Origin of the sequence: Flavobacterium sp. S87F.05.LMB.W.Kidney.N (assembly GCF_004366435.1) — a bacterium.
Lineage (GTDB): Bacteria > Bacteroidota > Bacteroidia > Flavobacteriales > Flavobacteriaceae > Flavobacterium.
Window position 1 is genome coordinate 647,275 of record NZ_SODX01000001.1, and the last position, 24,561, is coordinate 671,835.

Consider the following 24,561-nt stretch of genomic DNA (forward strand, 5'->3'; position numbering starts at 1 on the left):
AAATGGCAGTTTTAGCAAAAATTAGACAGCGTTCCGCTTTATTGATAGGAGTTATTGCACTTGCATTATTTGCATTTATAATACAAGATCTATTTACAAGAGGAACATTTGGTCAAAGTTCAAAAGATGTAGGAAGCATCGACGGAAAAGATATTTCATTTGAAGACTTTAGAGTTAAAGTTAGTAATGTTGAAAAAAGTGGGCAAGGTATTACTTCCACTGAAGCTGCAAACAGAGTTTGGGATCAAGAAGTTTCAATCGCTTTATTGTCATCACAATTTGATAAATTAGGATTGAGAGTAGGTGAAAAACACTTATTAGAAGTTTTAAAATCAGATCCAAACATTGGTAAAAACCCAATGTTCTTAAATGCAGCAGGAATTTTTGATGTAGTTAAATTTAAAGATTACTTCAAATCAAATCCAGAAGCAGCACAATACATCGCTCAAAAAGAGAAAGATGCAGAATTGAACGCAAAGTTTCAAATCTATAATACTTTAGTTAAATCAGGACTTTACACAACTGCTAGTGAAGGAAAGTTAAAGTATGAAATGGAAGCGAATAAAGTAAGTTTTGCTTACGCTGCAGCTCCTTACTCTTCTATTAAAGATAGTGAAGTAAAAATTTCTGATTCAGAAATTGTAGATTATATGAAGAAAAACGAGAAGAAATTCAAAGCGGATGCAACTCGTGAAATTCAATATGTTTTAGTAGAAGATAAAGCTTCTAAAGAAGATGAAGCTGAAATTAAATCAAAATTAAATGCATTATTGTCAGGAAGTGTTGTTTACAATGCTAAAACAGGTAAAAATGATACATTGCCAGGTTTTAGAACTGCAACAAATATTGCTGAATTTGTAAACGCAAACTCTGATGTTCCTTACGATTCTACTTATGTTCCTAAAAATGCTTTACCAGCTGTAGATGCTGATAAATTATTCAGCTTACCAGCTGGAGCAATTTACGGACCTTATGTTTACGGAAGATACTATGCAATTTCTAAATCTCAAGGATTTAAAGCTGGAGTTAACGCAAAAGCTAGTCATATTTTAATTGCATACGAAGGTTCTCAAACACCATCACCAAAAGAAAAAAGAACTAAAGAAGAAGCAAAAGCTAAAGCTGAAGAAATCTTAGCTCAAGTTCAAGCTAATCCAGATAGTTTTATGATGTTGGCTTTTACAAGTTCTGATGATTCATCTGCACAACAAGGTGGTGATTTAGGATATTTTGGTCCAAACCAAATGGTAAAACCATTCAATGATTTTGTATTCAACAACGGAATTGGTAAAGTTGGTTTGGTAGAAACTCCTTTCGGATTTCACATTATCAAAATTACAGACAAACAAGACGGAATTCGTTTAGCTACAATTGCTCAAAAAATTGAGCCTTCTGAAGCTACATCTGATAAAGTATTTACTTTGGCAACTAAATTCGAAATGGATGCTGCTGACAAAGATTTCAATGCTGCAGCAAAAGAATTAGGTTTAAAAGTTGCTCAGCCTGTAAATGCTAAAGCTATGGATGAAGCGTTTGGACCATTAGGAAACCAACGTAACATTGTAAGATGGGCTTTTGATAAAGAAACAAGCAAAGGAGACGTAAAACGTTTTGAAATTGCAAATATCGGACACGTTATCGCTCAATATAAAGGTGAAAACAAATCAGGTTTAGTTTCAGTTACAATGGCAAGACCTTACGTAGAGCCAATCTTGAAAAACAAGAAAAAAGCTGAATTATTAAAAGCAAAAATGACAGGTTCAAGTATTGAAGCTATCGCTAAAGCAGCTGGAGTTGCTGTTCAACAAGCAACTGATGTAACTTTAGATAATCCAGTATTACCTGGTGGAGTTGGACAAGAGCCAAGAGTTGTTGGAAATGCATTTGCTTTAACTGCAAATAAAATTTCTGCTCCAATTGAAGGAAACACTGGAGTATATGTTGTAAAAAACATCAAAACAGTAAAAGCTCCTGCAATTGCTAATCACGCTGCGTATGTAGAGAAAGTAAAAGCTCAAAGCGCAAATGATGCAAGCAGAGTATTACCAGCGTTGAAAAACAATGCAAAAATTGAAGATAACAGATTACAATTCAATTACTAGTAAATAGTAACTAATACCATAAAAACCCGAAATGTCATTAAGATGTTTCGGGTTTTCTTTTTTTTTATTGAAAACTAAATAATTCTATTTTGTAATATTTTTTTGTTAATTATCTTATAGTATATAGGAATAATCGAAATTTAATTTAAAAAATTTGTGATATTCAAATTATTACAGTTAATTTGTCCAGAATTTAAAATTTAACATATTTTTAGCGTTTAAATTACTGTTAGAAAGACAATTAAAACAAAAATCAAATATTTTACTAAATAAACATTTAATGTTTTTTACTTTAAAAATTTTTAAAAAGAAGCCAAGAGTATATACCAAAATTGAGAGTCATATCTTTGGGATTATTACCGAGCTTTTAAAAGTTAGCAGTACCGACATCAATGTTGATGAATTGGGTGGAAAGTATTATTTGAGTAACGAAGAACAGCATTTTAAAGTTACAATCTTGAGTAACGATTATGTAATAAGATTGACTAATACACATGATTCTGTAGCCGAAAAATATGATAAGATCTTTGTTGAAGATGTTTTAAAGGCAGTAAAAGAAGAAAAACACCGCAGAATGGAACTTGTTTATGATTCTATTACAAACAGTATCGAAAAAATGGCTGAGCGTTTGCACAACAGACTTATTGAATCAAACGAACAAGAAAGCCAGTCAGTTCGTCGTTTAGAGACAAAAGACGTTAAAAACAAGAAAGTTAACTATTGATGACTTTGTAGAAAAACATTCTACAAAATCATTTCTTCGTAAGTTAAAATAGTTTCGTATCCTTTATTGGAGAAGTATTCTTTAGGGTTCTCTTTTGAAACTACCATAACAAAATCACCACCCCAAGCTCCAAGACTCTTTATTACACCCTTAAAATCTGGAAAAAGAGCTTCTTTTATAGTCTGCATCTCTAAAATATTACTTAGGTGAATCTCATGTTTTTGAACTGCTGAAGCAAATTCTTTTAGTGTTTTAGCATTCAGAATAGCGTGCGTGATTTTATTGTTTTCGGCAACACTTTGCGCTAAATGATGATTCTTATTATTGTTGTATGCATATATTGCAGACTTACTATTTTGTTTTTTATTCAAATAAACAAAAAAGATATCTTCTTTATAGTCAGGGTTAAACTCAACTTGTTCAACAAAGTTATCTTTTACACGATATATAACAGGTGTATTATTCTGAGCGCAGGCAATATCATAGCCACTTCCGCCAAAACTATTATTTAATAATGTAAATGCATTAATATTTGCCCATTGCGCAATATTATTTATGAGAGTTGAAGAAGTTCCTAATCCCCAGTTTCTTGGAAACGATAGATGAGTACTCACTTTGAAACCTTCCGCTGAATCTATAAATTTTGGATTTAAAGCATAAGCTTCGTGAAGAATATCAATCAAAGTAGATTTTACAGTTTCGATTTTTGCTTCTGGCCGATTTATGATTTCGTCAAATGAAATTGTTTCTTCAAACCATAAATGTTCATCATAGTCATAACTTTTCCATTCAATTTCTTTATTTTCGCCGCTTTCAATTACCAGATTTTGACCGAATTTTGCAGGCAGCGCAAAAGCTTCTGCTCCGTCTAATACTAGATATTCTCCAGCAATTAAAAGTTTTCCGTTACTGTAAAATGTGTTTTTCATTCTATATTTTTTAGCTGTCATATCTCACTTCGCATTTTGAGCAAAGGCGAAGAGAAATTGAAAACAGCTTTTGAATTATTTTCTCAAGTTTTCAATAAAATCTACCACAGCGCTATGAGTAACGGCTGTTTTTTTAAAATGCGCCTTAATTAGACGGCGTTCTTCATCGGTAGCTTCAAATTGATTTATAATATTATTTAAGTGCATTTTCATGTGACCCTCTTGAATTCCAGTAGTTGTTAAAGACCGAAGAGCTGCGAAATTTTGTGCTAAACCAGCAACAGCAACAATTTCCATTAATTCCTGAGCAGAAGGATTTTCTAATATCTCTAAACATAACTTTACTAAAGGATGTAAAGAAGTTAATCCGCCAACTGTACCTACTGCAAGTGGAATTTCGAGCCAGAAAGTAAAAATTCCGTTTTCGATTTTTGCATGAGATAAACTAGCATATTGTCCATTTTTAGAGGCATAAGCGTGTACGCCGGCTTCTACAGCTCTAAAATCATTTCCAGTTGCTAGAATTACCGCATCGACACCATTCATTATTCCTTTATTATGAGTCACTGCCCTAAAAGGTTCAACTTCTGCAATTTGAACAGCTTGCACAAAACGCTCAGCAAATTCTTTTGGGTTTGTAATATGCTTTTCTGCTAATTCTTCAATCGGACAAGAAACTTCAGCCCTAACCAAGCAGTTTGGAACATAATTAGACAAGATACTCATAATGACTTCTAATATTTCGCCATTTTCGCATAAGTCGCTATTTTGAGCTTCTTCTTTTAAAGTTGATGCAAATTGTTCTAAACAAGAATTGATAAAATTCGCGCCCATGCTGTCTTTGGTTTCAAAAGTAGCGTGAAGCTGATAGTAGTTTTCTAGGAGACTTCTTTTGTCTTTTAGTTTAATATCTAAAATACCGCCGCCACGTTGCTGCATATTCTTAGTAATGGCTTGGGTTTCTGAGAAGAATTTTGGTTTTATTTGGTCAAAAAAGCTATTTAGTTTTTCTGCATCACCATTAAAAGTAAAATGAACCTGGCCAATTTTTTCTGTATTAATTATGGTTGCTTTGAAGCCGCCTCTTGTAGACCAATATTTCGCTGCTTTAGAGGCTGCTGCAACAACGGAACTCTCTTCAATAGCCATTGGGATGGTTTTGTATTTTCCGTTGATTAAAAAGTTTGGAGCAACTCCAAGTGGGATATAAAGGTTTGTAATGGTGTTTTCGATAAATTCATCATGAAGCTGCTGAAGCTTTTCGTCTGAATTCCAGTAATTTCTTATAATATTTTGCGCCTCTTCAGGGTTTGAAAAATATTCATTTGCAATCCAGTCAATTTTTTCTTTTTTGGATAATTTAGAAAATCCAGCAACCGCGTTGTTCATTCTCAGTATATTAAATAATAATGTTGCGGCAAATATACCATTTTAAGAGATTTGTTTAAAATGTATTTTAAAAATGGAAAGTACGCAATCGTTATTTTTTTTAACATTTAACACTTAAAATGTGTATTATGTTTATTTTTTTTACTAAAATTGGGCTCTTTTTTATATTTAAATTAATTGTAATGAGTACAAGTAAAATTACTGTAATACTTTTATTTCTAGTTGCGACTGTTTTTGGCCAACAAAAAATCACTATCGAAAATATTTACGGCGGAGCATTTCGAGCAAAAGGAATGGCTGAATTGCAATCGCTAAAAAATACAGATCAATATACTGTTTTAGATGTAGATCAAGCAAGCAGAAGTATGCAGATTGGTCTTTATGATTTTGGAACTTTGAAAAAAGTATCGAATTTAATTGATACTAAAGATCATAAGGAACTTGCAAACGGAATTGACAGCTATACTTTTGATGCTTCAGAAAAAAAGATTTTAATTGCGTCTAATACCAATCAAATCTTTCGCCACTCGTTTACAGCTGATTTCTACCTATATGATATAGCTTCAAAAACATTGACAAAACTTTTTGATCAAGTACAAGAACCAACTTTTTCTCCAGACGGAACTAAAATCGCTTATGCAAAAGAAAATAACTTATATGTATACGATGTTAATTCTAAAAAATCGACTCCAATTACAACAGACGGTAAAAAGAATGCTGTAATTAATGGTATTACGGATTGGGTTTATGAAGAAGAATTTGCTTTTGTCCGTGCTTTTGACTGGAGCAAAGACAGTAAAAAAGTAGCTTACATTCGTTTTGACGAAAGCCAGGTTCCTGAGTTTTCAATGTCAATGTTTCACAAAGATTTATATCCTACAGTTGAAACATTTAAGTATCCAAAAGCCGGAGAGAAAAACTCAGAAGTTTCATTACATATATACGATGTAGCTGCTGGAGCAACTAAAAAGGTGGATTTAGGAAATTACAATGATTTTTACATTGCAAGATTACAATGGACAAACGATGCAAATGTACTTTCTGCTCAAGTTTTAAATCGTCACCAAGACAATCTTGATTTGTTATTTGTTGATGGAACTACCGCTGCTCCAAAAGTTGTTTTGAATGAAAAAGATAAAGCTTATGTAGATGTAACAGATAATTTGACTTTCTTAAAAGATAATAGTTTTATCTGGACAAGCGAAAAAGACGGTTTTAACCATATTTACTTATATGATAAAGCAGGAAAACTTAAAAATCAAGTTACAAAAGGAAACTGGGAAGTAACTTCTTACTACGGTTTTGATGAAAAAACAAAAACTATTTTCTACCAATCTACAGAAAATGGTTCAATCAATAGAGATCTTTACAGAATTGGATTAGACGGAAAAAATAAATTGCGTTTATCTAAAAAAACAGGAACAAACGCTGCAACCTTCAGTCCAAATTTCCAATACTTTATTACTACTTTCTCTAGTAATTTACAGCCTACGACTTATACTTTGAATGAGTCAAAAACTGGAAAAGAAATTCAGGTTATCGAAAACAACCAAGCTCTTTCAGATAAATTAAAAGCTTATAATCTGCCTGCAAAAGAATTCTTCGTTTTAAAAACGGCTAAAGGAAATGAATTGAACGCTTGGATTTTAAAACCAAAAGATTTTGATCCTTCAAAAAAATATCCTGTCTTTATGTACCAATATTCTGGTCCAGGATCACAACAAGTAAATAATGACTGGAATAATTCTGATGATTATTGGTTCTTATCATTAACACAGCAAGGTTATATTGTAGCTTGTGTTGACGGAAGAGGGACAGGTTTTAAAGGAGCTGATTTCAAAAAAGTTACTCAGAAAGAATTAGGAAAATATGAGGTAGAAGATCAAATCGATGCAGCTAAAGTAATCGGTTCTTATCCTTATGTTGATCCTGCTAGAATTGGAATTTTCGGATGGAGTTACGGAGGCTTTATGGCTTCTAACTGTATCTTCCAAGGAAATGATGTTTTCAAAATGGCAATCGCTGTTGCTCCTGTAACAAACTGGAGATTTTATGACAGTGTTTACACAGAAAGATATATGCAGACGCCGCAGGAAAATGCAAGCGGATACGATCAAAACTCGCCAATTAATCACGTTGACAAATTAAAAGGTAAATTTTTATTGATTCACGGTTCTGGAGATGATAATGTTCATGTTCAGAATTCAATGCAAATGATGGAAGCTTTAATTCAAGCTAACAAACAATTTGATTCTCAAATCTATCCAGATAAAAATCATGGTATTTACGGCGGAAAAACTAGAGTTCAGCTTTATAATAAAATGACTAATTTTATCAAAGAAAATTTATAATCTAAATCTTTTAAACTTAATTAAATAAGCGAATATAATATGGGAGAAAATCAAGTAAAAACTGCGCATCCAAAAGGACTTTGGGTATTGTTTGGAACGGAGATGTGGGAGCGGTTCAATTTTTATGGAATGCGGGCTTTATTGACTTTATTTCTTGTAAATTCATTATTAATGAAAGAAGAAGAAGCCTCATTAATTTATGGAGGTTTTCTTGGACTTTGTTATTTAACACCAATGCTTGGTGGTTTCGTAGCCGATCGTTTTTTAGGAAACAGAAACTGTATCCTATTAGGAGGATTGCTGATGGCAATTGGACAAATGCTTTTATTTACAAGTGGGAGTATTTTTGAATCTAATTTGAGCTTAGCAAAAATTGTGATGTATTCTGCACTTGGAGTTATCGTATTTGGTAATGGATTCTTCAAACCAAATATTTCAAGTATGGTGGGAAGTTTATACCCTAAGCAGGAAAAAACAAAATTAGATAGTGCTTTTACTATTTTCTATATGGGAATTAACATTGGTGCTTTTTTAGGCCAGTCCATTTGTCCTTTATTAGGAGATGTTAAAGATGCAGGAGGAATTAGAGATATTCACGCTTTTAGATGGGGATTCATGGCAGCTTCTGTTGCGATGTTGTTAGGAACAATTCTTTTTTACTTCTTAAAAAATAAATATGTAGTTTCTCCAGAAGGAAAACCATTAGGAGGATTACCTTCTAAAAATGATGCTTCAGATTTTGAAGAAGGAGAGGCACAAAAAGCTAATTTTTCGAATAAAGCTTTATTGATGGCTGGAGTTGCATTTGTTGCTTTAGGATTCTTTTTCCATTATGCTGTAGGTCAAAATTTAATTTATACTTTGATTTATTCAAGTGGATTGGCATTGGCGGGATTAATTATATCTGATACTTCTTTAACTAAAGTTGAACGCGATAGAATTATCGTAATTTATATCGTATCATTTTTTATTATTTTCTTCTGGGCAGCTTTTGAGCAGGCAGGTTCATCTCTGACTTTTATTGCTGATAACCAAACAGACAGACATTTCTTTGGCTGGTTAATGCCGCCTTCGATGGTTCAGATTTTTAACGGATTGTTCGTTGTAGTTTTAGCAGTTCCATTTAGTATTTTGTGGGATACATTGAGAGCTAAAGGTAAAGAACCAATTTCTCCAGTAAAATTAGCTGTTGGTTTAGTGGTAATTTCTATCAGTTTCTTAATGATTGCAACTCAAGTTTCTTATATCGGAACTTCTGGATTATTATTGGTTAAATGGTTGATTTTATTATATTTCTTAAATACTTGTGCAGAGTTATGTCTATCTCCAATTGGATTATCATTGGTAGGTAAATTGTCTCCAAAACGTTTTGCTTCTTTGCTTTACGGAGTGTTTTTCTTGTCTAATGCATCAGGTTATGCATTAGGAGGAACTTTAGGTTCTATTTTACCTGCAACTGGAGATAAATTTGCAAAAGCAAAAGAATTAGGAATCGATCTTCAAGCAGTTTTAGATAAAAAAATAATTCCAACAGCAGATCAGTTAGCATTGTTAGATCAGCATCAGATAAGTGCTTATAATCCAGTTTTCGCAGGATTTGAAATCCATAATTTATATGAATTCTTTATGGTTTTTGTGGTTCTAACAGGAATTGCAGCGATTTTATTATTTGCTTTAACGCCATTATTGAAAAAATTAATGCACGGTGTTAGATAAAATGGAAAAAAACATTACACTAGAAGAAATTCAAAATTTTGAAGGCAAGTACCCAAAGCAATTGTGGTACTTGTTTTTTGTTGAAATGTGGGAGCGTTTCTGTTTTTACGGAATGCGGGGCGTACTTACAATTTTTATGGTTGATCAGCTTTTTTTAAAAGAAGATCATGCCAGTTTACAATACGGAGCCATTCAGGCTTTCGTTTATGCTTTTACATTTGTCGGAGGTATTTTTGCCGATAAAATATTAGGATTTAAAAAATCGCTTTTCTTTGGTGCAATCGTAATGATTCTAGGGAATCTTTTAATTGCGGTGTCGCCTCACGATTTATTCTATTACGGAATTGCTTTCTCAATTATTGGAACAGGTTTTTTTAAGCCAAATGTTTCGTCAATGGTTGGTGAATTGTATAAAGAGGATGACGGCAGAAGAGATGCAGGTTACGGAATGTTTTATGCTGGGATAAATGTTGGAGGTCTTTTTGGAGGTGCTCTTTGTGTTTATTTAGGAAAATATTATTCTTGGCAGTTGTGTTTTTTATCGGCGGCTTTAGTAATGTTTTTAGGGTTGATGACATTTTTATTCACTAAAAAATATTTAGGTCCAATTGGAGATTCTCCATTATTGAATTTAAAACCATCTGCAAGGAGAATTCGTGAAATTGCAGTTTACGTACTATCGCTTTTAAGTATTCCATTTATTTTTATAATGGTAAAGAATACTGATTATACAGATTATTTCATGTATACAATTGGTATAATTGCCGTGTTATATTTTGCTTACGAATTAATGAAATTGGGAGATATTAAACTGCAGAAAAAGCTGTTTGCAGCATTTTTGTTTGTGTTTTTCTATCTTTTATTTAATGCGATTTACGAACAGAGCGGAGGATCATTGTCGCTTTTTGCTAAAGATAATCTAGATGACAAACTTTTGTTTTTCAGCATTGATCCGAATATTATAAATAACAGTTCTAATACTTTCTTTGTGGTTGTTTTAAGCCCGCTGATTGGTTTGTTGTGGATCTGGATGGGTAAAAGAAAAATTGAGCCTAATACATTGATTAAATTCGGAATTGGATTCTTGTTTTTAGCAGCTTCATTTTATATTTTTTATTTGACTAGATTTTTTGCTAATGCTAAAGGAATTGCATCTTTAAATGTTTTTACTTTTGCTTATTTAGTAACAACAATTGGTGAGCTTTGTTTAGGACCAATCGGAATGTCTATTATTACAAAACTTTCTCCAAAAAGATTGTTTGGAATGATGATGGGATTATGGTTCTTGGCAAGTGCATTTGGGCAATTGGCAGCAGGAAAGTTAGGAGCAGAAATATCAAGATCTAATACTGGAGATACATTACTTTCTAAACTACAATCGTATACAGAAGGGTATTATCAATTAGCTATTTATTCTCTTGTGGCAGGAGTTGTTTTAATCGCAATTTCGCCATTGATTAAAAAATTGATGCAGGAAGTAAAATAGATTTTATTGCAATCTGTTTTTGTGTAAATTTGTGAAAAATTTCTCATTATGAAAAAAATAGTACTTATTGCTTTATTTTTAATTGGTGCTGCGAATGTTCAAGCACAAGAATTAAAATGGTACACAGACGTTAGAGAAGCGATTACTGTAAGTAATAAAGAACAAAAGCCTTTATTAATGTTTTTTACAGGCAGTGATTGGTGTGGGTGGTGCATTCGTTTACAGAATGAAGTTTTAAAAACAGACGAATTTAAAAAATGGGCATCAAGTAATGTAGTTCTGGTAGAATTAGATTATCCAAGAGGTGTTCCTCAAACTCCAGAGCTTAAGAATCAAAATAATGAATTGCAGCAAGCCTTCGGGATTCAGGGTTTTCCAACAATTTTCTTCACCAGTGCAGAATCTAAAGATGGAAAAGTAAATTTTAAAGGTCTTGGTAAAACAGGATATGTTGCCGGCGGACCATCGGCTTGGCTGACTGTTGCAGAAGGAATTGTTCATCCAAAGAAATCATAAGTTTAAAACTAAAATAAATATAAAGCCCCTTACATTGTAAGGGGCTTTTTTTTGTTTAGTAAGAAAAATTTTTCAATCATCTTTCGTCATTTTGAGTATTTTGTATTTTATTATCGATAAAAAAACACATAATGTATTTTTTGTGCTAATAAAAATTGGAAAATTAAAATATTATGTTAATTTCGTCATGCTAATCTAACCAAAACCAATTAATATGACTAAAAAACTACTTATCCTACTGTTTTTTTTAGGTTCATTTATGATGCAAGCGCAAAATCTAGCATGGAGAACTAACATGACCGATGCTATTGCAATAAGTAATGACCAGAAAAAACCAATGCTGATTTTATTCACTGCCTCAGGTGTACCAGAAAATCTTCAAAATGAAATCTTTAAAACTCCTGATTTTGCCGTTTGGTCACGTGATAATGTGATTCTGGTAAAATTAGATTTATCAGACATGAATGCTTCGGATAGTGATCGTGAACAAAATGTAAAATTGAAAAATGCATTTGGTGTTGAAGATCTTCCAGAAGTATGTTTCGCAATGGCATCCGTAAGAAAAAATAAAACTACATTCAGCGCTCTAGGAAAAATTGCCTATAAACCTGGAGGAGCAAAAGCTTGGATTGCAGAATCGAATTCGATTTTACATCCAGCTGAATAATACAATTACATTTAACTTTTATTTTAATTTTTTTAATCCCTTTTTGTTTTTACAGGAAGGGATTTTTTTTGTTTCAAAAAACGTTATAACGATTTAATTTTTTTTGCTAGTGTTTTTTTAACATTTATTAAAAAAATATCGGTTTATTATCAATTTGATTTTTATGCTTAAAACTTGGTTTTTAATTTATTAAATAATTCTTTTGATTCTGTTTTTATATTATTTTAGTTTTAAATACATAACCAAAACCAAATTTTATGCTTCAAAAACTACTTATTCTACTACTCTTTTTGGGTTCTTTTTTTGCCAATGCGCAAAATATAATTTGGAAAACAGACATTAATGATGCTGTTGCCACAAGTGCAGAAAAAAGAAAACCTTTATTGATTTTCTTTACAGGTCAAGGAGTAAATCCTCAGCTTCAAAATGAAATTTTTGCTACTCGCGATTTTGAGGATTGGTCTCGTAAAAACGTTATTTTAGTGAAACTAGATCTTTCAGATCCTTCGGTTCCTGATGCAGCTAAAGAACAAAACCTTAGATTAAAAAATGCTTTTGGTATTGAAGAAATTCCGCAAGTTTGTTTTACAGAAGTTAACGTTAGAAAAGGCAAAACTAACTTCAACAAACTCGGTCTCATTTCATATATGTCGTCAGGCGTTAAGGCTTGGATTTCTGAGTCTAATTTGATTTTAAACCCAGAATAAAAAGATTTATAATTTGTAATATCCCTTTTCGTTCGTTGGATGGAAAGGGATATTTTTTTTCAGACAGCTGTTTTTCCACGATTTCTGGATAGTATTTGAATTCGAGCCATCGGCAATTATCAGTTTTGGACGAATGTTTTTCAGTACTCTGTCTAGATTTATTTTAGGGCTCTGAGTAAGAATCAAAATGTCTGGCGCTGCATTAGAAGGAAGAATTCCAGTGCTGTCAATGATTAGAATTTTAGTGTCTTTAAAGTAGAGTAAATTTTTAATCTTTTCTGTTTTGGTTAAAGCAATCGAATTACCAACGAGATACATATTTACACTTCTGCTGTTTTTATTTTTTTCGAAAGTTGTATCTCTGGTAAAAAGAACAGTGTTTTTTCCAATTCGTTCTGATATGAGTGTATTATTTTTTTCATGATAAACTATCAATTCCTTTTCGCTTTCGGTTCTGAATTTAGTGAGAATAAAAGCAAGCTGAATTAAAATTGTAGAACTAAAAACAAGTACGAGTTTAGTGTAATCTGGTTTCTTTAACCATAGAATTACATAAATAATGAAAAGGTAAAAGGTGAATAAATAATAAGAGTTAAAACTAATATCTCTTATAACAAACGAGTCAATAGAGGCAACGGCATGAATCATTAGATTTAAGAGATAAATGCTTTTTTCAAAAATGATTGTTACAAAGTAAGACGGACTCGTAAAAATTGCAATTATCATTACCACAATTCCTGCAATCATTATAAATGACAGAACAGGAAGAATTATAATATTAGTGACAAAAAATAAACCTGGAAATTGGTGAAAATAATACAAGCACAAAGGTAAAGTACCAATTTGTGCAGCAAAGGAAACGGTTAAAGCTTCCCAGATATAAACCATCAATTTATTCTTTGGTTTGTAAATGTTTTTTAATAGTGGCTGCAGCCAAAGAATAAAAAACAAAGCCAAATAACTTAACTGAAAACCGACATCAAATAAAAAATACGGTTCAAAAAGTAATATCAATAAAATTGACACTAGTAAAGTGTGGTAAATATTACCTGTTCTTCGCAAATGATTGGCAATTGCTACAAATGAAAACATTACAACAGATCTTAAAACCGATGGAGATAAACCTGATATTATTGCAAATCCAGCTAGTGAAACTAAAATAGAAGTAAGTTTAATAAAAGAACCCTTTTTTGTGTTTGGAATTGGTTTTAAAATAAAGGTTATAAAAAGCATTATAAAACCTACGTGTAGACCTGAAACAGATAAAATGTGCGTTGCTCCAGAATATTGATAATCCTGAATAATGTCTTGTGAAATTTCTTGCTGCTGACCTAAAATCAAGGCAAGAGCGACACTCATTTCGGCTTTATTAAATTTTGCTTTTTCGAGGTTTAAAACTATTCTGGAGTGCAGTTTGGCACAATAATACCAAATGTCTTTTGTAATAGTTTTGCTGACTAGTATTTCTTTTTTTTGACAATAAATCTGTGCATAAATTTGTTTGTCGGCTAAGTATCTGCCGTAGTCAAATTGATTCGGATTTTTATTTGATTTATTTGCCTGTAAAGCCGTTTGAACCTTAATAGTATTCCCGATTATCAATCGATTTTCAGTACTGTCCTTTTGAATGCTAATTATAATTTTTCCAGAATAAATTTTATTTGAAATACTTTTAATATGACCAACATAACGATCGCTGTAATCGTTACTTTTGAGTTTTTCTCTAAGAATTATAGTTATTGACTGCGGTTTTTCGAATGCTGATTTGCAATGTGTATAATTATTTTTTTGAAGTTTCTCGGTATGACTTAAAAGTGTTACAGCCCCAATAACGAAAGAGAAGATATACACAGAAACACCAAATATGATATATTTCTTGTTGTGTTTTAGATTCCAGAAATAGCTGAAACAAAATAGTATCAAAGACAATGAAAGTGGAATCATCAGCTTTGAAACAGAAAAATGAGAATAATAGGAAGCAATAACTCCCAAAATAAAGGCAATTGTTATTTTAACTAACGGAAAATCTAATACTTTCATGCTTTAAAAGTATTAAATATTTGTAAGAAAAATAATAAAAAAAATGTTTTTTTTAAGGAAGGACTCTATTAACCTGCTCAAAAGAATTTTTATAGTAAGGTTCTTTTGTAGAGGAAATGATTACACCTTTTGAAGTAGAAGAATGAACAAATTTAACTTCGTCTGAATTGGCTTCTGTAATTAATCCCACATGATTGATTTGTCTGCTTTTATTGGTTTTAAAGAAGATTAAATCACCTTTTTTGGCGTCATTCAGCGGAATTACTTTTCCAATTTTAGCTTGGTCGTACGAGCTTCTTGGTAGTTTTATATTTTCACTTTCGAATGTGGTGTAAACTAATCCAGAGCAGTCGAAACCGCTTTTTGTAGTTCCGCCAGCTTTGTAACGAACGCCAATATTATCAGTTGCTTTTTCAATCAAATTGTTAACCAGAGTTCTATTTTCTCTTTTAGATTCATTTTTGCTCACGGCTGTTGAAGTCGATTTACAAGAAGTAAAAGCAACACCCAAAAGCAGGAAAATTATAATTCTTTTCAAAACGTAATAATTAATTGTTTTTTAAATCGGCAACTATAAGTTTTGCCGTTTTAGTGCTCGCGCCGACCCCTCCAAGTTTTTGTTCTAAAATATCATAGTTTTGAAGCAGTTTAGAGCGATATTCAGGCTCTAATAATTTTTGTAATTCTTCTTTAATTCGTTTTTTATTGCAGTCGGCTTGGATCAATTCGGTTACAACTTCTTGATCCATAATTAAATTGACGAGAGAAATATATTTTAATGTAATAATACGTTTCGCAATTTGATAGGAAACTTCACTTCCTTTGTAACAAACTACTTCGGGAACTTTAAAAAGTGCCGTTTCAAGAGTAGCTGTCCCAGAAGTTACCAAGGCTGCTGTTGAAGAACGCAGTAAATCGTAGGTTTTATTCGAAACAAACGCAATATTTTTGTTTTTTAGAAACTGCTGATAGAATTCGTATTCCTGACTTGGAGCGCCGGCAATTACAAATTCGTAATCTTGAAAATCATCAACAACACTTAACATTACGCTCAGCATTTTGGTAATTTCCTGTTTACGGCTTCCCGGTAAAACGGCAATAATTGGTTTTTCGCCCAAATTATTTTCTTTCCTAAATAGAGCTTCATCAAATGCAGGCTGATTCTGAATAGCATCGATTAAAGGATGGCCGACAAAATCAACTGGAAACTGATGTTTATCTTCGTAAAAACTTTTTTCAAAAGGCAAAATAACAAACATCTTATCGACGTCTTGTTTGATTGCTTTAATACGGTTTTCTTTCCAAGCCCAAATTTGAGGCGAAATATAATAGTGAGTTTTATAACCTAGCTCTTTTGCCCATTTAGCAATTCGCATATTAAAACCAGGATAATCTATAAAAATAATGACATCTGGTTTAAACTCAGTAATGTCTTTTTTACAGATTTTTATATTGTTTAAAATGGTTTTTAAGTTGAAAACCACTTCTATAAAGCCCATAAAAGCTAGATCTCGGTAATGTTTTACAAGAGTTCCGCCTGCTTTCTGCATTAAGTCGCCTCCCCAAAATCTAATATCTGCTTGAGGATCTTCAGCATACAAAGCTTTCATTAAATTAGATCCGTGTAAATCTCCAGAGGCTTCACCTGCTATTATGTAATACTTCATGATGGTTTTTTTGAAAAATGCTCAAATTATAATTCAGCAATTATTGTAACAAAGCAAAGATAAGATTTAAATAACTAATGTAGAAATGGCCAACACAATCACGGCTAAAATTACGCCTCGAGCCATTAATTCTTTGTTTCTTTTTAAAAGAATGGCAAATACGCCTAGGTCTAAAAGTGTTCCTAAAGTGATAATTTTTCCAAGATATCCCTGCTGTTTAATAATATGAATACCCGAAGAAATATCAAAATTTGTAAAGAATGTGATGAACAAATAACTTCCTAATAGAGCGGTAAAAATTCCGATTATAAAACCGACAATTATTTCTTTAATCATTTAATTTCCATGTATTAAGTTGTTGAATAGAGTGGTGGGCAGTCAAGTCAAACTGTACGGGAACTACAGAAATATATCCGTTTTCCAACGCCCATTCATCTGTATCTTCGCCTTGATCTTCGTTTACAAATTTGCCGGCAAGCCAGTAATAATCTTTACCAAAAGGAGTTTGTCTTTTATCAAATTTTTGGGCGTAGTATGCTTTCGCTTGACGACAAACCTTAATTCCTTTAATTTCTGTTTCTTTCAATTTCGGAAAATTGACATTTAAAACTACACCTGGAGGCAGCTTATTAGCTAGTGTTTCTAAGGCAATTTTTTTGACAAAAGACTTAATAGGTTCAAAATCGGCATTCCAATCAAAGTCTAAAAGTGAAAAACCAATGGCCTGAATTCCTTCTATTCCAGCTTCAACCGCAGCACTCATAGTTCCCGAATAAATTACATTTATGGAAGAATTTGAACCATGGTTAATTCCCGAAACGCACAAATCTGGTTTGCGTTTTAAGATTTCATTAACTGCCAGTTTTACACAATCTACAGGAGTTCCGGAGCAGCTGTATTCTGCAATTGTGTCATCATCTTTAGAAATTTTATCGAGAAACAAAGTGTTGTTAATCGTTATAGCATGCCCCATTGCACTTTGCGGTTTGTCTGGAGCAACGACGATTACTTCGCCGATTGTTTCCATAACACTTATAAGAGTGCGTATTCCAGGAGCTAAGATGCCGTCATCATTAGTGACCAATATTAAAGGTTTTTCGGCTTTCATTTTATGAATATTATGTGTAATTTTAACAATTGTAAGATTTTAAAAACAAATGTGACCACAGATTTATCGGGATAAGTCACAAATAATGTAAAATTTGTCAACTAAGTTAAAGAACTTTTTTGCGAATTAAACATTTTTATATCTTTAACAAAAAATTATCGTGACGTTAGCTCTCGTGGCATAGTTTTTAACGTAACTTAGATAAAAAAATTGATGAATGCTATTATAAAGTTTATGAAAAGAAATTATAAGATACTCATAGCCGTATTGTGCTTATCGCTTACATTATTTGCATTTAAGATGAATGCCGATAGAACAATCGACCCTGATCCGAATAGAGATAAAACACTTTTAGAGTTATTAGCATTTGTTATTGAAAAAGGACATTATAGTCCAGCAGAAATAAATGATGAATTCTCAAAAGGGATTTTTAAAGATTATATTGAAGCGTTAGACCCTTCAAAGAGATTTTTCCTGCAGTCGGATATTGATGAATTTAAGCAGTATGAATTAATGCTTGACGATCAGTTTTTGAATAAGGATATTACTTTTTTCAACCTAACTTACACAAGGTTGATGAAACGTATGGAAGAAAGTAAAAAACGTTACAAAACGATTTTAGCTCAGCCATTTAACTATAATGTTGATGAAACTTTTAATGCCGATTATGAGCACATTCCGTATGCGAAAAACTTAATTGAGATTAACGAAAGATGGAGAAAACAAATTAAATTATCAACTCTTTCTTCTCTTGTTACTAAACAAAAAATCGAAGAAGAAAAGAAGAAAAAAGATCCAGCTTATAAAGAAAAATCTTTTGAAACTTTAGAAAAAGAAACACGCGAAAGTTCTTTAAAATCTCTGGATGATAATTTTAGTGTTATTAAAGATTTGAATAGAGAGTACTGGTTTTCAGTTTATTTGAATTCTATTATGACTCGTTTTGATCCGCATACAAGTTATTTTGCACCTGAAGAAAAAGACCGTTTTGATGTAAACATCAGTGGTAAATTAGAAGGTATTGGAGCACGTTTGACTAAGAAAAATGATTTCACTCAAATTGATGAATTAATTTCTGGCGGACCTGCATGGAAAGGAAAACAACTAGAAGCTGGTGATTTAATCTTAAAAGTTGCTCAAGGAAATGAGGAGCCTGTAGATGTTGTCGGAATGCGTTTGGATGATGTTGTGAAGAAAATTAAAGGCCACAAAGGAACTGAAGTTAAACTTACAGTTAAAAAAGTGGACGGAAGTATCAAAGTAATTTCGATTATCAGAGATGTGGTTGAAATTGAAGAAACTTATGCTAAGTCTAGTATTGTAGAGAAAAATGGTTTAAAATATGGAGTAATTTACCTGCCTAAGTTTTATATCGATTTTGAAAACAAAGATGGACGTGATGCTGGAAAAGATATCGCTCTTGAAGTAGAGAGATTGAAAAAAGAAAACGTCAACGGAATTGTTTTAGACGTACGTGATGACGGTGGTGGATCTCTTTCGACAGTAGTTGATATTGCTGGTTTATTTATCGAAGAAGGACCAATTGTTCAAGTTAAATCTGCTGGTAAAAAGAAAGAAGTTTTATACGATAAAGACAAAAAAATCGAATGGGATGGTCCGTTAGTAATCATGGTGAACAGTTTTTCTGCTTCGGCTTCTGAGATTTTAGCGGCAGCGATTCAGGATTACAAACGTGGTGTAATTATCGGAAGTAAACAAACTTACGGTAAAGGAACGGTACAAAACGTATTAGATTTGAATCAATTTGTTCGTAATGCAAATTATGGAGATCTTGGAGCTTTGAAAATTACAGGACAAAAATTCTACAGAATCAATGGTGGATCTACTCAATTAGAAGGTGTTCATAGTGATGTTGTTATGCCAGATCGTTATGCTTACCTAAAAATGGGAGAGAGAGATATTGACAATGCCATGCCATGGGATAAAATTGATCCAGCTGATTACAGCACTTGGACTTCTAATGAGAATTTTAATAAAGCTATTATTAATAGTAAAAATAGAATCGCTCAAAATGCTCAATTCAAATTAATTGATGACAATGCAAAATGGATTGACGTTAAGAATAAAGAGAATACTTATAGCTTAAACATTAACAGCTTTAAAGCAACTCAAGAACAGGTTGAAAATGAAGGTAAGAAATACAAACCAATTTTAGATTACAAAAACGATTTGGTTTTTAAATCACTGCCTTACGAAGAAGTTGAAATGAATGCTGATGCTACTTTAAAAGAAAAAAGAGATGCATGGCACCAAGCATTGGCAAAAGATGTTTATGTAGAAGAAGCATTAAATGTTTTGGATGATTTACAAGGAAAAGGTTTAGTAAAAAATAATGTTTCTCCTAAAATGAAAAAGGATAAACTAGTGAAGTCTTAAATTCAGAAGAATTTAATTTGTTTAAAAACGCTCTATAAATGTTGAATTTATGGAGCGTTTTTTTGTAAGTTTAGCCCTTAAAAAAAATATTTTATGAAAAGTTGTATAGCTTTAGTTTTGATGAGTTTTGCTTTATTGTCTTGTAAAAAAAACAATATAGAGGTTAATGAAAGCAAGAATGATAATGAAATAGTTTCTTTTTCAGGAAACTCAAATAGTGCAGATTCTTTATATACGTTTGCTTATCTGCCAACATCTACAACAAAACAAATTGTAAAACATCAATATTATACGCTTTCGTACAATGAAAAGTTTGAACAGGCAGAATGGGTGGCGTACGAACTAAAGAAAGAATACTTAAAAAACCACGATTATAAAAGGCCTTATTTTATAGAAGATCCAAAAGTAACTACTGGCTCTGCAGACTGGAGAAATTATAAAAAATCAGGTTATGATAAAGGGCATCTTTGTCCCGCGGGAGATATGGAATTTAATAAGGATGCTTATAATGATACTTTTTATACTTCGAATATTTCTCCTCAGAAAAAAGAATTTAATGCTGGAATTTGGAATAGGCTAGAGCAGAAGACACGTTATTGGGCAGGAAAATACAATGATATTTATGTAGTAACGGGCGGAATTCCAAAAGATTCAGACAAAAAAATAGGAACAGAAAAAGTTGCTGTTCCTAAATATTTTTATAAAATTATCTTAGCCAAATCTGGAAAAGAGCATAAAGCGATTGCTTTTCTAGTTCCAAACGAAGAAAGTGATAAATCTATCTATGATTTTATGGTTCCAATCGAGACATTAGAAAAAATGACTGGAATTAATTTCTTCCCAAATTTAAAAAACTTAAAAAGTAGTAAGGACTTTTAACTCGGCAATTGTTTCAATTTGATTTTCAGCTTTAAAAACAAAACTTCCAGCGACCAATACACCGGCTCCGGCTTCTACTAATTGTTTTGCATTTTTGTTGGTAACGCCGCCGTCAATTTCAATAAGAGTTGACGCATTTTTACGTGTAATTAATGCTTTTAACTTTTTGACTTTGTCATAAGTGTTCTCTATAAATGATTGTCCTCCAAAACCAGGATTCACACTCATAATACAAACTACGTCAATATCGTTAATAACGTCTTCTAAGAGATCAATATTAGTATGAGGATTCATTGCTACTCCCGCCTTCATTCCTTCTGCTTTAATCGCCTGAAGCGTTCTGTGCAAGTGTGTGCAGGCTTCGTAGTGTACTGTTAATCCGTTAGCGCCTAAGTCTGCAAAAGTTTTAATGTATCGATCAGGATCGATAATCATTAAATGCACATCGATATATTTTTTCGCATGTTTTGAAATAGCTTCTAAAACTGGCATTCCGAAAGAAATATTCGGAACAAAAACTCCATCCATAATATCAATATGAAACCAATCAGCTTGACTGTTGTTAATCATTTCAATATCACGCTGTAAATTAGCAAAATCTGCCGCAAGAACTGAAGGAGCAATAAATGTATTTTTCATTTTGTTGTAGTGTGTTGTTTTTTTTACAAAGATAAAATTTTTATGCTGTGCGTGGTAATTTAACCGCAGAGTGCGCGAAGAATTTACGCAAAGTCCGCGAAGAATTATAAAGTAATTTACTAACAGTTCAAAGTTTGCAAAGCTTAGCGGACTTTGCAATCTATCGCAAATATGTATAAAAACTTTGTGTACTTTGCGTAAATTCTTCGCGCACTTTGCGTTAAAAAAAAGGAATAAAAAACTCCGGTAATCAGCCGGAGTTTCAATCATCAATCAAAAAACGAACAGTCAATCAAACTGTTGTTTGTGGTAAAATTCCAATTTAAAATAACCAAATTCCAAGCCAATTGTAATTTGGGATTTAAAAATATTGAAATTTAATATTGTTTTATCCTAAATAAGTTTTAAGGATTTTACTTCTTGAAGTGTGTTTCAATCTGCGGATTGCTTTTTCTTTAATTTGACGAACACGCTCACGAGTTAAGTCGAAAGTTTCTCCAATTTCTTCTAAAGTCATTGGGTGCTGGTCGCCAAGTCCAAAATATAAACGAACAACATCAGCTTCTCTTGGAGTTAATGTCTCTAATGAACGTTCGATTTCAGTACGAAGAGATTCGTGAATTAATTCTCTATCTGGATTTGGAGATTCACCAGAACGTAATACGTCATAAAGGTTAGAATCTTCTCCTTCAACAAGAGGTGCATCCATTGATAAGTGACGTCCAGAGTTTTTCATTGACTCTTTTACGTCGTTTACAGTCATATCAAGTTCTTTTGCAATTTCTTCAGCAGAAGGCGGACGCTCGTTAGATTGCTCTAATAAAGCGTACATTTTGTTGATTTTATTGATAGAACCAATTTTGTTTAATGGCAAACGTACAATACGAGATTGTTCAGCCAAAGCTTGAAGAATCGATTGACGAATCCACCATACGGCATAAGAAATGAATTTAAAACCACGAGTTTCATCAAAACGTTGAGCCGCTTTAATTAGACCTAAGTTTCCTTCATTAATTAAATCTGGAAGAGTTAATCCTTGATTTTGATATTGTTTAGCCACAGATACTACGAAACGTAAGTTGGCTTTTGTAAGTTTTTCTAAAGCTCTTTGATCACCAGCCTTTATTCTTTGTGCTAATTCTACCTCTTCATCAGCGGTAATTAGGTCAACTTTTCCAATTTCTTGTAGATATTTATCTAACGACGCAGTTTCACGATTAGTTACCTGCTTGGTGATTTTAAGTTGTCTCATGTTGTTGTCTCCCTATTTTTTAAAGTGTACAAATGGTTATACGTAATGAGATACAAAAAAGTTACAATATTTATATTTTTTTTTAAAATTTATTGTTTAGCATTTAAAATCAGGATGTTGTTTTAAATAAAAATATAAAAAAAACCTTGGCAGAGTAAGTTTGTCAAGGTTTTTTTTATCATAAATAAAATTATTTTACTGTAATGCTTTTTGAAACATATATAGGCTGACCACTCTCGGTAAAGCCTTCTAAAACGACTTCAAAATCTCCTTTTATATCAGAAGTATAAAATGATAAATTATCTTCTTTGGTTTCTAATTTAATATTTGGTTTCCATAACAATTGATATCTATAATCTGGAATTCTTTGTAATTTATGTCCAGCCGAATAATCGGGATTATTATAAATTTTTTCAGGATTTGGACGCTGAATTTCCATTGTCTTTAGATATTTCTTTGCGTAGTTAACAGAGAATTCGTTGTCTTTGGTTTCAAAACTAACCAAACCACCATACAAATTTGGACCATAAACGTAAGGTTCTGTTATTAAGCTTACTTTGTTTACATTGGCCATATTGTAATCAAAAAGATCGCTTGGATCTTGAATCAATAATCCATCAACAAGAACCAATGGCGGACCATAAATTTCTAAATCTTTTTGTAAATTTCTAACGTGAAGCTGGTATTTGCCATTATTTCTTCTGTAATAAAGTTCTATAATAACTTCAACTATATTTTCTTTTAAAGTTGGAAATCTAGTATAATCATCTAATACATATGTTTTTTCAACTGTACTAAAGAAAGGATTCATAACGGCTTCTGTAACTAAGCTGTCTTTTTTAATTTGATAATAAGCATTTTGAATTTGGCTTGCAGTAGATCTTTCTTCGATATCTTTTTTCAGGTCTGGAGACAAATTAAGCTTAGATGTGAATTGCAAAGAAGAAGTATCAAACTTTGGAAATGCATCTAAATTGATTACGAAATCATTTTGTTTATCATCCAATACCTGCAATATTGCATTTGGGAAATTCGGAAATTGATCTAATAAGAAAGCAAATTTTCCTTGAGCATTTGTTCTAACAATTTTTAATACATATTCTTTTCCAGGTAGAGATAAAGCAATCGATTTGTTGCTTACATCGCGATTTGTATTTGATGTAATGCTTCCAGTAATTAGCTCAGACCTAATTTCTGGAATATAATTAAAAGTGTTTGGCGTATTAACGTAGCTTTCGGCTGATTTTTTAGCAAATTCTGAAGCTGTAAGTTGTTTTATGGTCGGAATTTGGTCTATTTTTCGAATTGAAACAGAATAGTTCCCTTTTTCAGTTGCTTCAGTTAAAGTTTTTAATTTTAAATTGACTTTATCTCTTGTGTAATAACTTTCTTTATCAAACTCAAAATCAATTCTTTTGTCATTTCCTGAATTAGAATTTATGTTCTGAATTGCAGTAGTTTTTTTCGTTGGATCAGGAATATCAAATGTGATATTATCATTTGGTTCTTGAGTTTGAAAAGGATTTATGATGAAAATATCTATTTCATGTTTCTGAGAATTTACATTATTCAACATCCATTTGGTGTAAGCGATAACTTTATAATTTCCAGTTTTTAAGGTTGTAGGGATGAAATATTCACCATTTCCGATCCCGTTGTCCAGATATATTTTATTTTTTTGAAGTGACTTTTTCTCGCTGTCAATAAGTTCAACATAAGCAATTTTACTTATTGGGCTCGTTTTATTATTCAGCGGATTCAAACAGTATAATTTGAAGAAAAGTGTTTCTCCAGTCAAAAATGTTGTAGTGTTTGAGTGCAGAAAAATAGTTTCCTGATCTGAGATACTAGGTACGGCATTTTTGTTTTGCGAATTCTGAGCAAATACAAATGTGCCTTGAATTAACAAAGAGATCAAAAGTGTCAATTGTTTAATTCTGTCAAGAATATTAGTTTTATTATGTATAGAAAGGTGTTTCATGAATTTTATAA

General features: G+C 32.1%; 20 protein-coding genes. 10 read left to right on the forward strand and 10 right to left on the reverse strand.

Annotated features, from left to right (window positions below; all coding sequences use genetic code 11):
* The first annotated feature begins 2 nt into the window (after nt 1-2).
* Nucleotides 3-2,102 (forward strand): peptidylprolyl isomerase, encoded by a 2,100-nt coding sequence (locus EDB96_RS02900; RefSeq protein ID WP_057117645.1) that lies wholly within the window; start codon nt 3-5, stop codon nt 2,100-2,102.
* 280 nt (nt 2,103-2,382) lie between these two features.
* Nucleotides 2,383-2,826 (forward strand): hypothetical protein, encoded by a 444-nt coding sequence (locus EDB96_RS02905; RefSeq protein ID WP_057117644.1) that lies wholly within the window; start codon nt 2,383-2,385, stop codon nt 2,824-2,826.
* A gap of 20 nt (nt 2,827-2,846) precedes the next feature.
* Here EDB96_RS02905 and EDB96_RS02910 read toward each other — a convergent pair whose 3' ends face one another.
* Together EDB96_RS02910 and EDB96_RS02915 are read right to left on the reverse strand one after the other, a co-directional pair.
* Nucleotides 2,847-3,755: a GYDIA family GHMP kinase gene (locus EDB96_RS02910; RefSeq protein WP_134139146.1), complete on the reverse strand. Its 909-nt coding sequence runs from the start codon at nt 3,753-3,755 to the stop codon at nt 2,847-2,849.
* A 75-nt stretch (nt 3,756-3,830) separates the two neighbouring features.
* A complete protein-coding gene (locus EDB96_RS02915; RefSeq protein WP_134139148.1) occupies nt 3,831-5,144 on the reverse strand; it encodes a hydroxymethylglutaryl-CoA reductase, degradative in 1,314 nt (437 codons plus the stop codon).
* 182 nt (nt 5,145-5,326) lie between these two features.
* On the opposite strand from EDB96_RS02915, the gene EDB96_RS02920 reads away from it, so the two are divergent.
* The 6 genes from EDB96_RS02920 (at nt 5,327) to EDB96_RS02945 (ending at nt 12,587) form a co-directional block, all read left to right on the forward strand.
* Nucleotides 5,327-7,495 (forward strand): S9 family peptidase, encoded by a 2,169-nt coding sequence (locus tag EDB96_RS02920; protein WP_057117691.1) that lies wholly within the window; start codon nt 5,327-5,329, stop codon nt 7,493-7,495.
* A 39-nt stretch (nt 7,496-7,534) separates the two neighbouring features.
* Nucleotides 7,535-9,211 (forward strand): peptide MFS transporter, encoded by a 1,677-nt coding sequence (locus EDB96_RS02925; RefSeq protein WP_057117641.1) that lies wholly within the window; start codon nt 7,535-7,537, stop codon nt 9,209-9,211.
* A 1-nt stretch (nt 9,212) separates the two neighbouring features.
* A complete protein-coding gene (locus EDB96_RS02930; RefSeq protein WP_057117690.1) occupies nt 9,213-10,697 on the forward strand; it encodes a peptide MFS transporter in 1,485 nt (494 codons plus the stop codon).
* 48 nt (nt 10,698-10,745) lie between these two features.
* Entirely contained in the window at nt 10,746-11,213 is a 468-nt protein-coding gene (locus EDB96_RS02935; protein WP_057117640.1) for a thioredoxin family protein, read from the forward strand.
* Between the two features lie 214 nt (nt 11,214-11,427).
* Entirely contained in the window at nt 11,428-11,880 is a 453-nt protein-coding gene (locus EDB96_RS02940; RefSeq protein ID WP_057117639.1) for a hypothetical protein, read from the forward strand.
* 257 nt (nt 11,881-12,137) lie between these two features.
* Nucleotides 12,138-12,587 carry a hypothetical protein gene (locus tag EDB96_RS02945; RefSeq protein ID WP_057117638.1) on the forward strand — a complete coding sequence of 150 codons (450 nt, stop codon included), beginning with the start codon at nt 12,138-12,140 and terminating at the stop codon, nt 12,585-12,587.
* A gap of 6 nt (nt 12,588-12,593) precedes the next feature.
* On the opposite strand, the gene EDB96_RS02950 is transcribed toward EDB96_RS02945, so the two are convergent.
* From EDB96_RS02950 to surE, 5 genes are all read right to left on the reverse strand, one after another.
* Nucleotides 12,594-14,627, reverse strand: a complete 2,034-nt coding sequence (locus EDB96_RS02950; RefSeq protein ID WP_134139150.1) for a ComEC/Rec2 family competence protein — start codon at nt 14,625-14,627, stop codon at nt 12,594-12,596.
* A gap of 52 nt (nt 14,628-14,679) precedes the next feature.
* Complete coding sequence (locus tag EDB96_RS02955; protein ID WP_134139152.1) at nt 14,680-15,165, reverse strand: C40 family peptidase; 486 nt, start codon at nt 15,163-15,165, stop codon at nt 14,680-14,682.
* A gap of 10 nt (nt 15,166-15,175) precedes the next feature.
* Complete coding sequence (lpxB, locus tag EDB96_RS02960; RefSeq protein WP_134139153.1) at nt 15,176-16,294, reverse strand: lipid-A-disaccharide synthase; 1,119 nt, start codon at nt 16,292-16,294, stop codon at nt 15,176-15,178.
* Between the two features lie 66 nt (nt 16,295-16,360).
* Nucleotides 16,361-16,630, reverse strand: a complete 270-nt coding sequence (locus EDB96_RS02965; protein WP_134139155.1) for a hypothetical protein — start codon at nt 16,628-16,630, stop codon at nt 16,361-16,363.
* Nucleotides 16,623-17,402, reverse strand: a complete 780-nt coding sequence (gene surE, locus EDB96_RS02970; RefSeq protein ID WP_057117633.1) for a 5'/3'-nucleotidase SurE — start codon at nt 17,400-17,402, stop codon at nt 16,623-16,625. The genes EDB96_RS02965 and surE overlap by 8 nt, the downstream gene beginning before the upstream one ends.
* A 213-nt stretch (nt 17,403-17,615) precedes the next feature.
* On the opposite strand from surE, the gene EDB96_RS02975 reads away from it, so the two are divergent.
* Together EDB96_RS02975 and EDB96_RS02980 are read left to right on the forward strand one after the other, a co-directional pair.
* Entirely contained in the window at nt 17,616-19,799 is a 2,184-nt protein-coding gene (locus EDB96_RS02975) for a carboxy terminal-processing peptidase (RefSeq protein ID WP_134139157.1), read from the forward strand.
* Nucleotides 19,800-19,892: 93 nt separating this feature from the next.
* Complete coding sequence (locus EDB96_RS02980; RefSeq protein WP_134139159.1) at nt 19,893-20,678, forward strand: DNA/RNA non-specific endonuclease; 786 nt, start codon at nt 19,893-19,895, stop codon at nt 20,676-20,678.
* On the opposite strand, the gene rpe is transcribed toward EDB96_RS02980, so the two are convergent.
* The 3 genes from rpe to EDB96_RS02995 form a co-directional block, all read right to left on the reverse strand.
* Entirely contained in the window at nt 20,655-21,317 is a 663-nt protein-coding gene (gene rpe, locus EDB96_RS02985; protein WP_134139160.1) for a ribulose-phosphate 3-epimerase, read from the reverse strand. The two genes, EDB96_RS02980 and rpe, sit on opposite strands and share 24 nt — an antisense overlap.
* A gap of 388 nt (nt 21,318-21,705) precedes the next feature.
* On the reverse strand, nt 21,706-22,569 hold the full coding sequence (locus tag EDB96_RS02990; protein WP_007804760.1) for an RNA polymerase sigma factor RpoD/SigA: 864 nt from the start codon (nt 22,567-22,569) through the stop codon (nt 21,706-21,708).
* A 190-nt stretch (nt 22,570-22,759) separates the two neighbouring features.
* Nucleotides 22,760-24,550 (reverse strand): hypothetical protein, encoded by a 1,791-nt coding sequence (locus EDB96_RS02995; RefSeq protein ID WP_134139162.1) that lies wholly within the window; start codon nt 24,548-24,550, stop codon nt 22,760-22,762.
* Between the last annotated feature and the right edge of the window lie 11 nt (nt 24,551-24,561).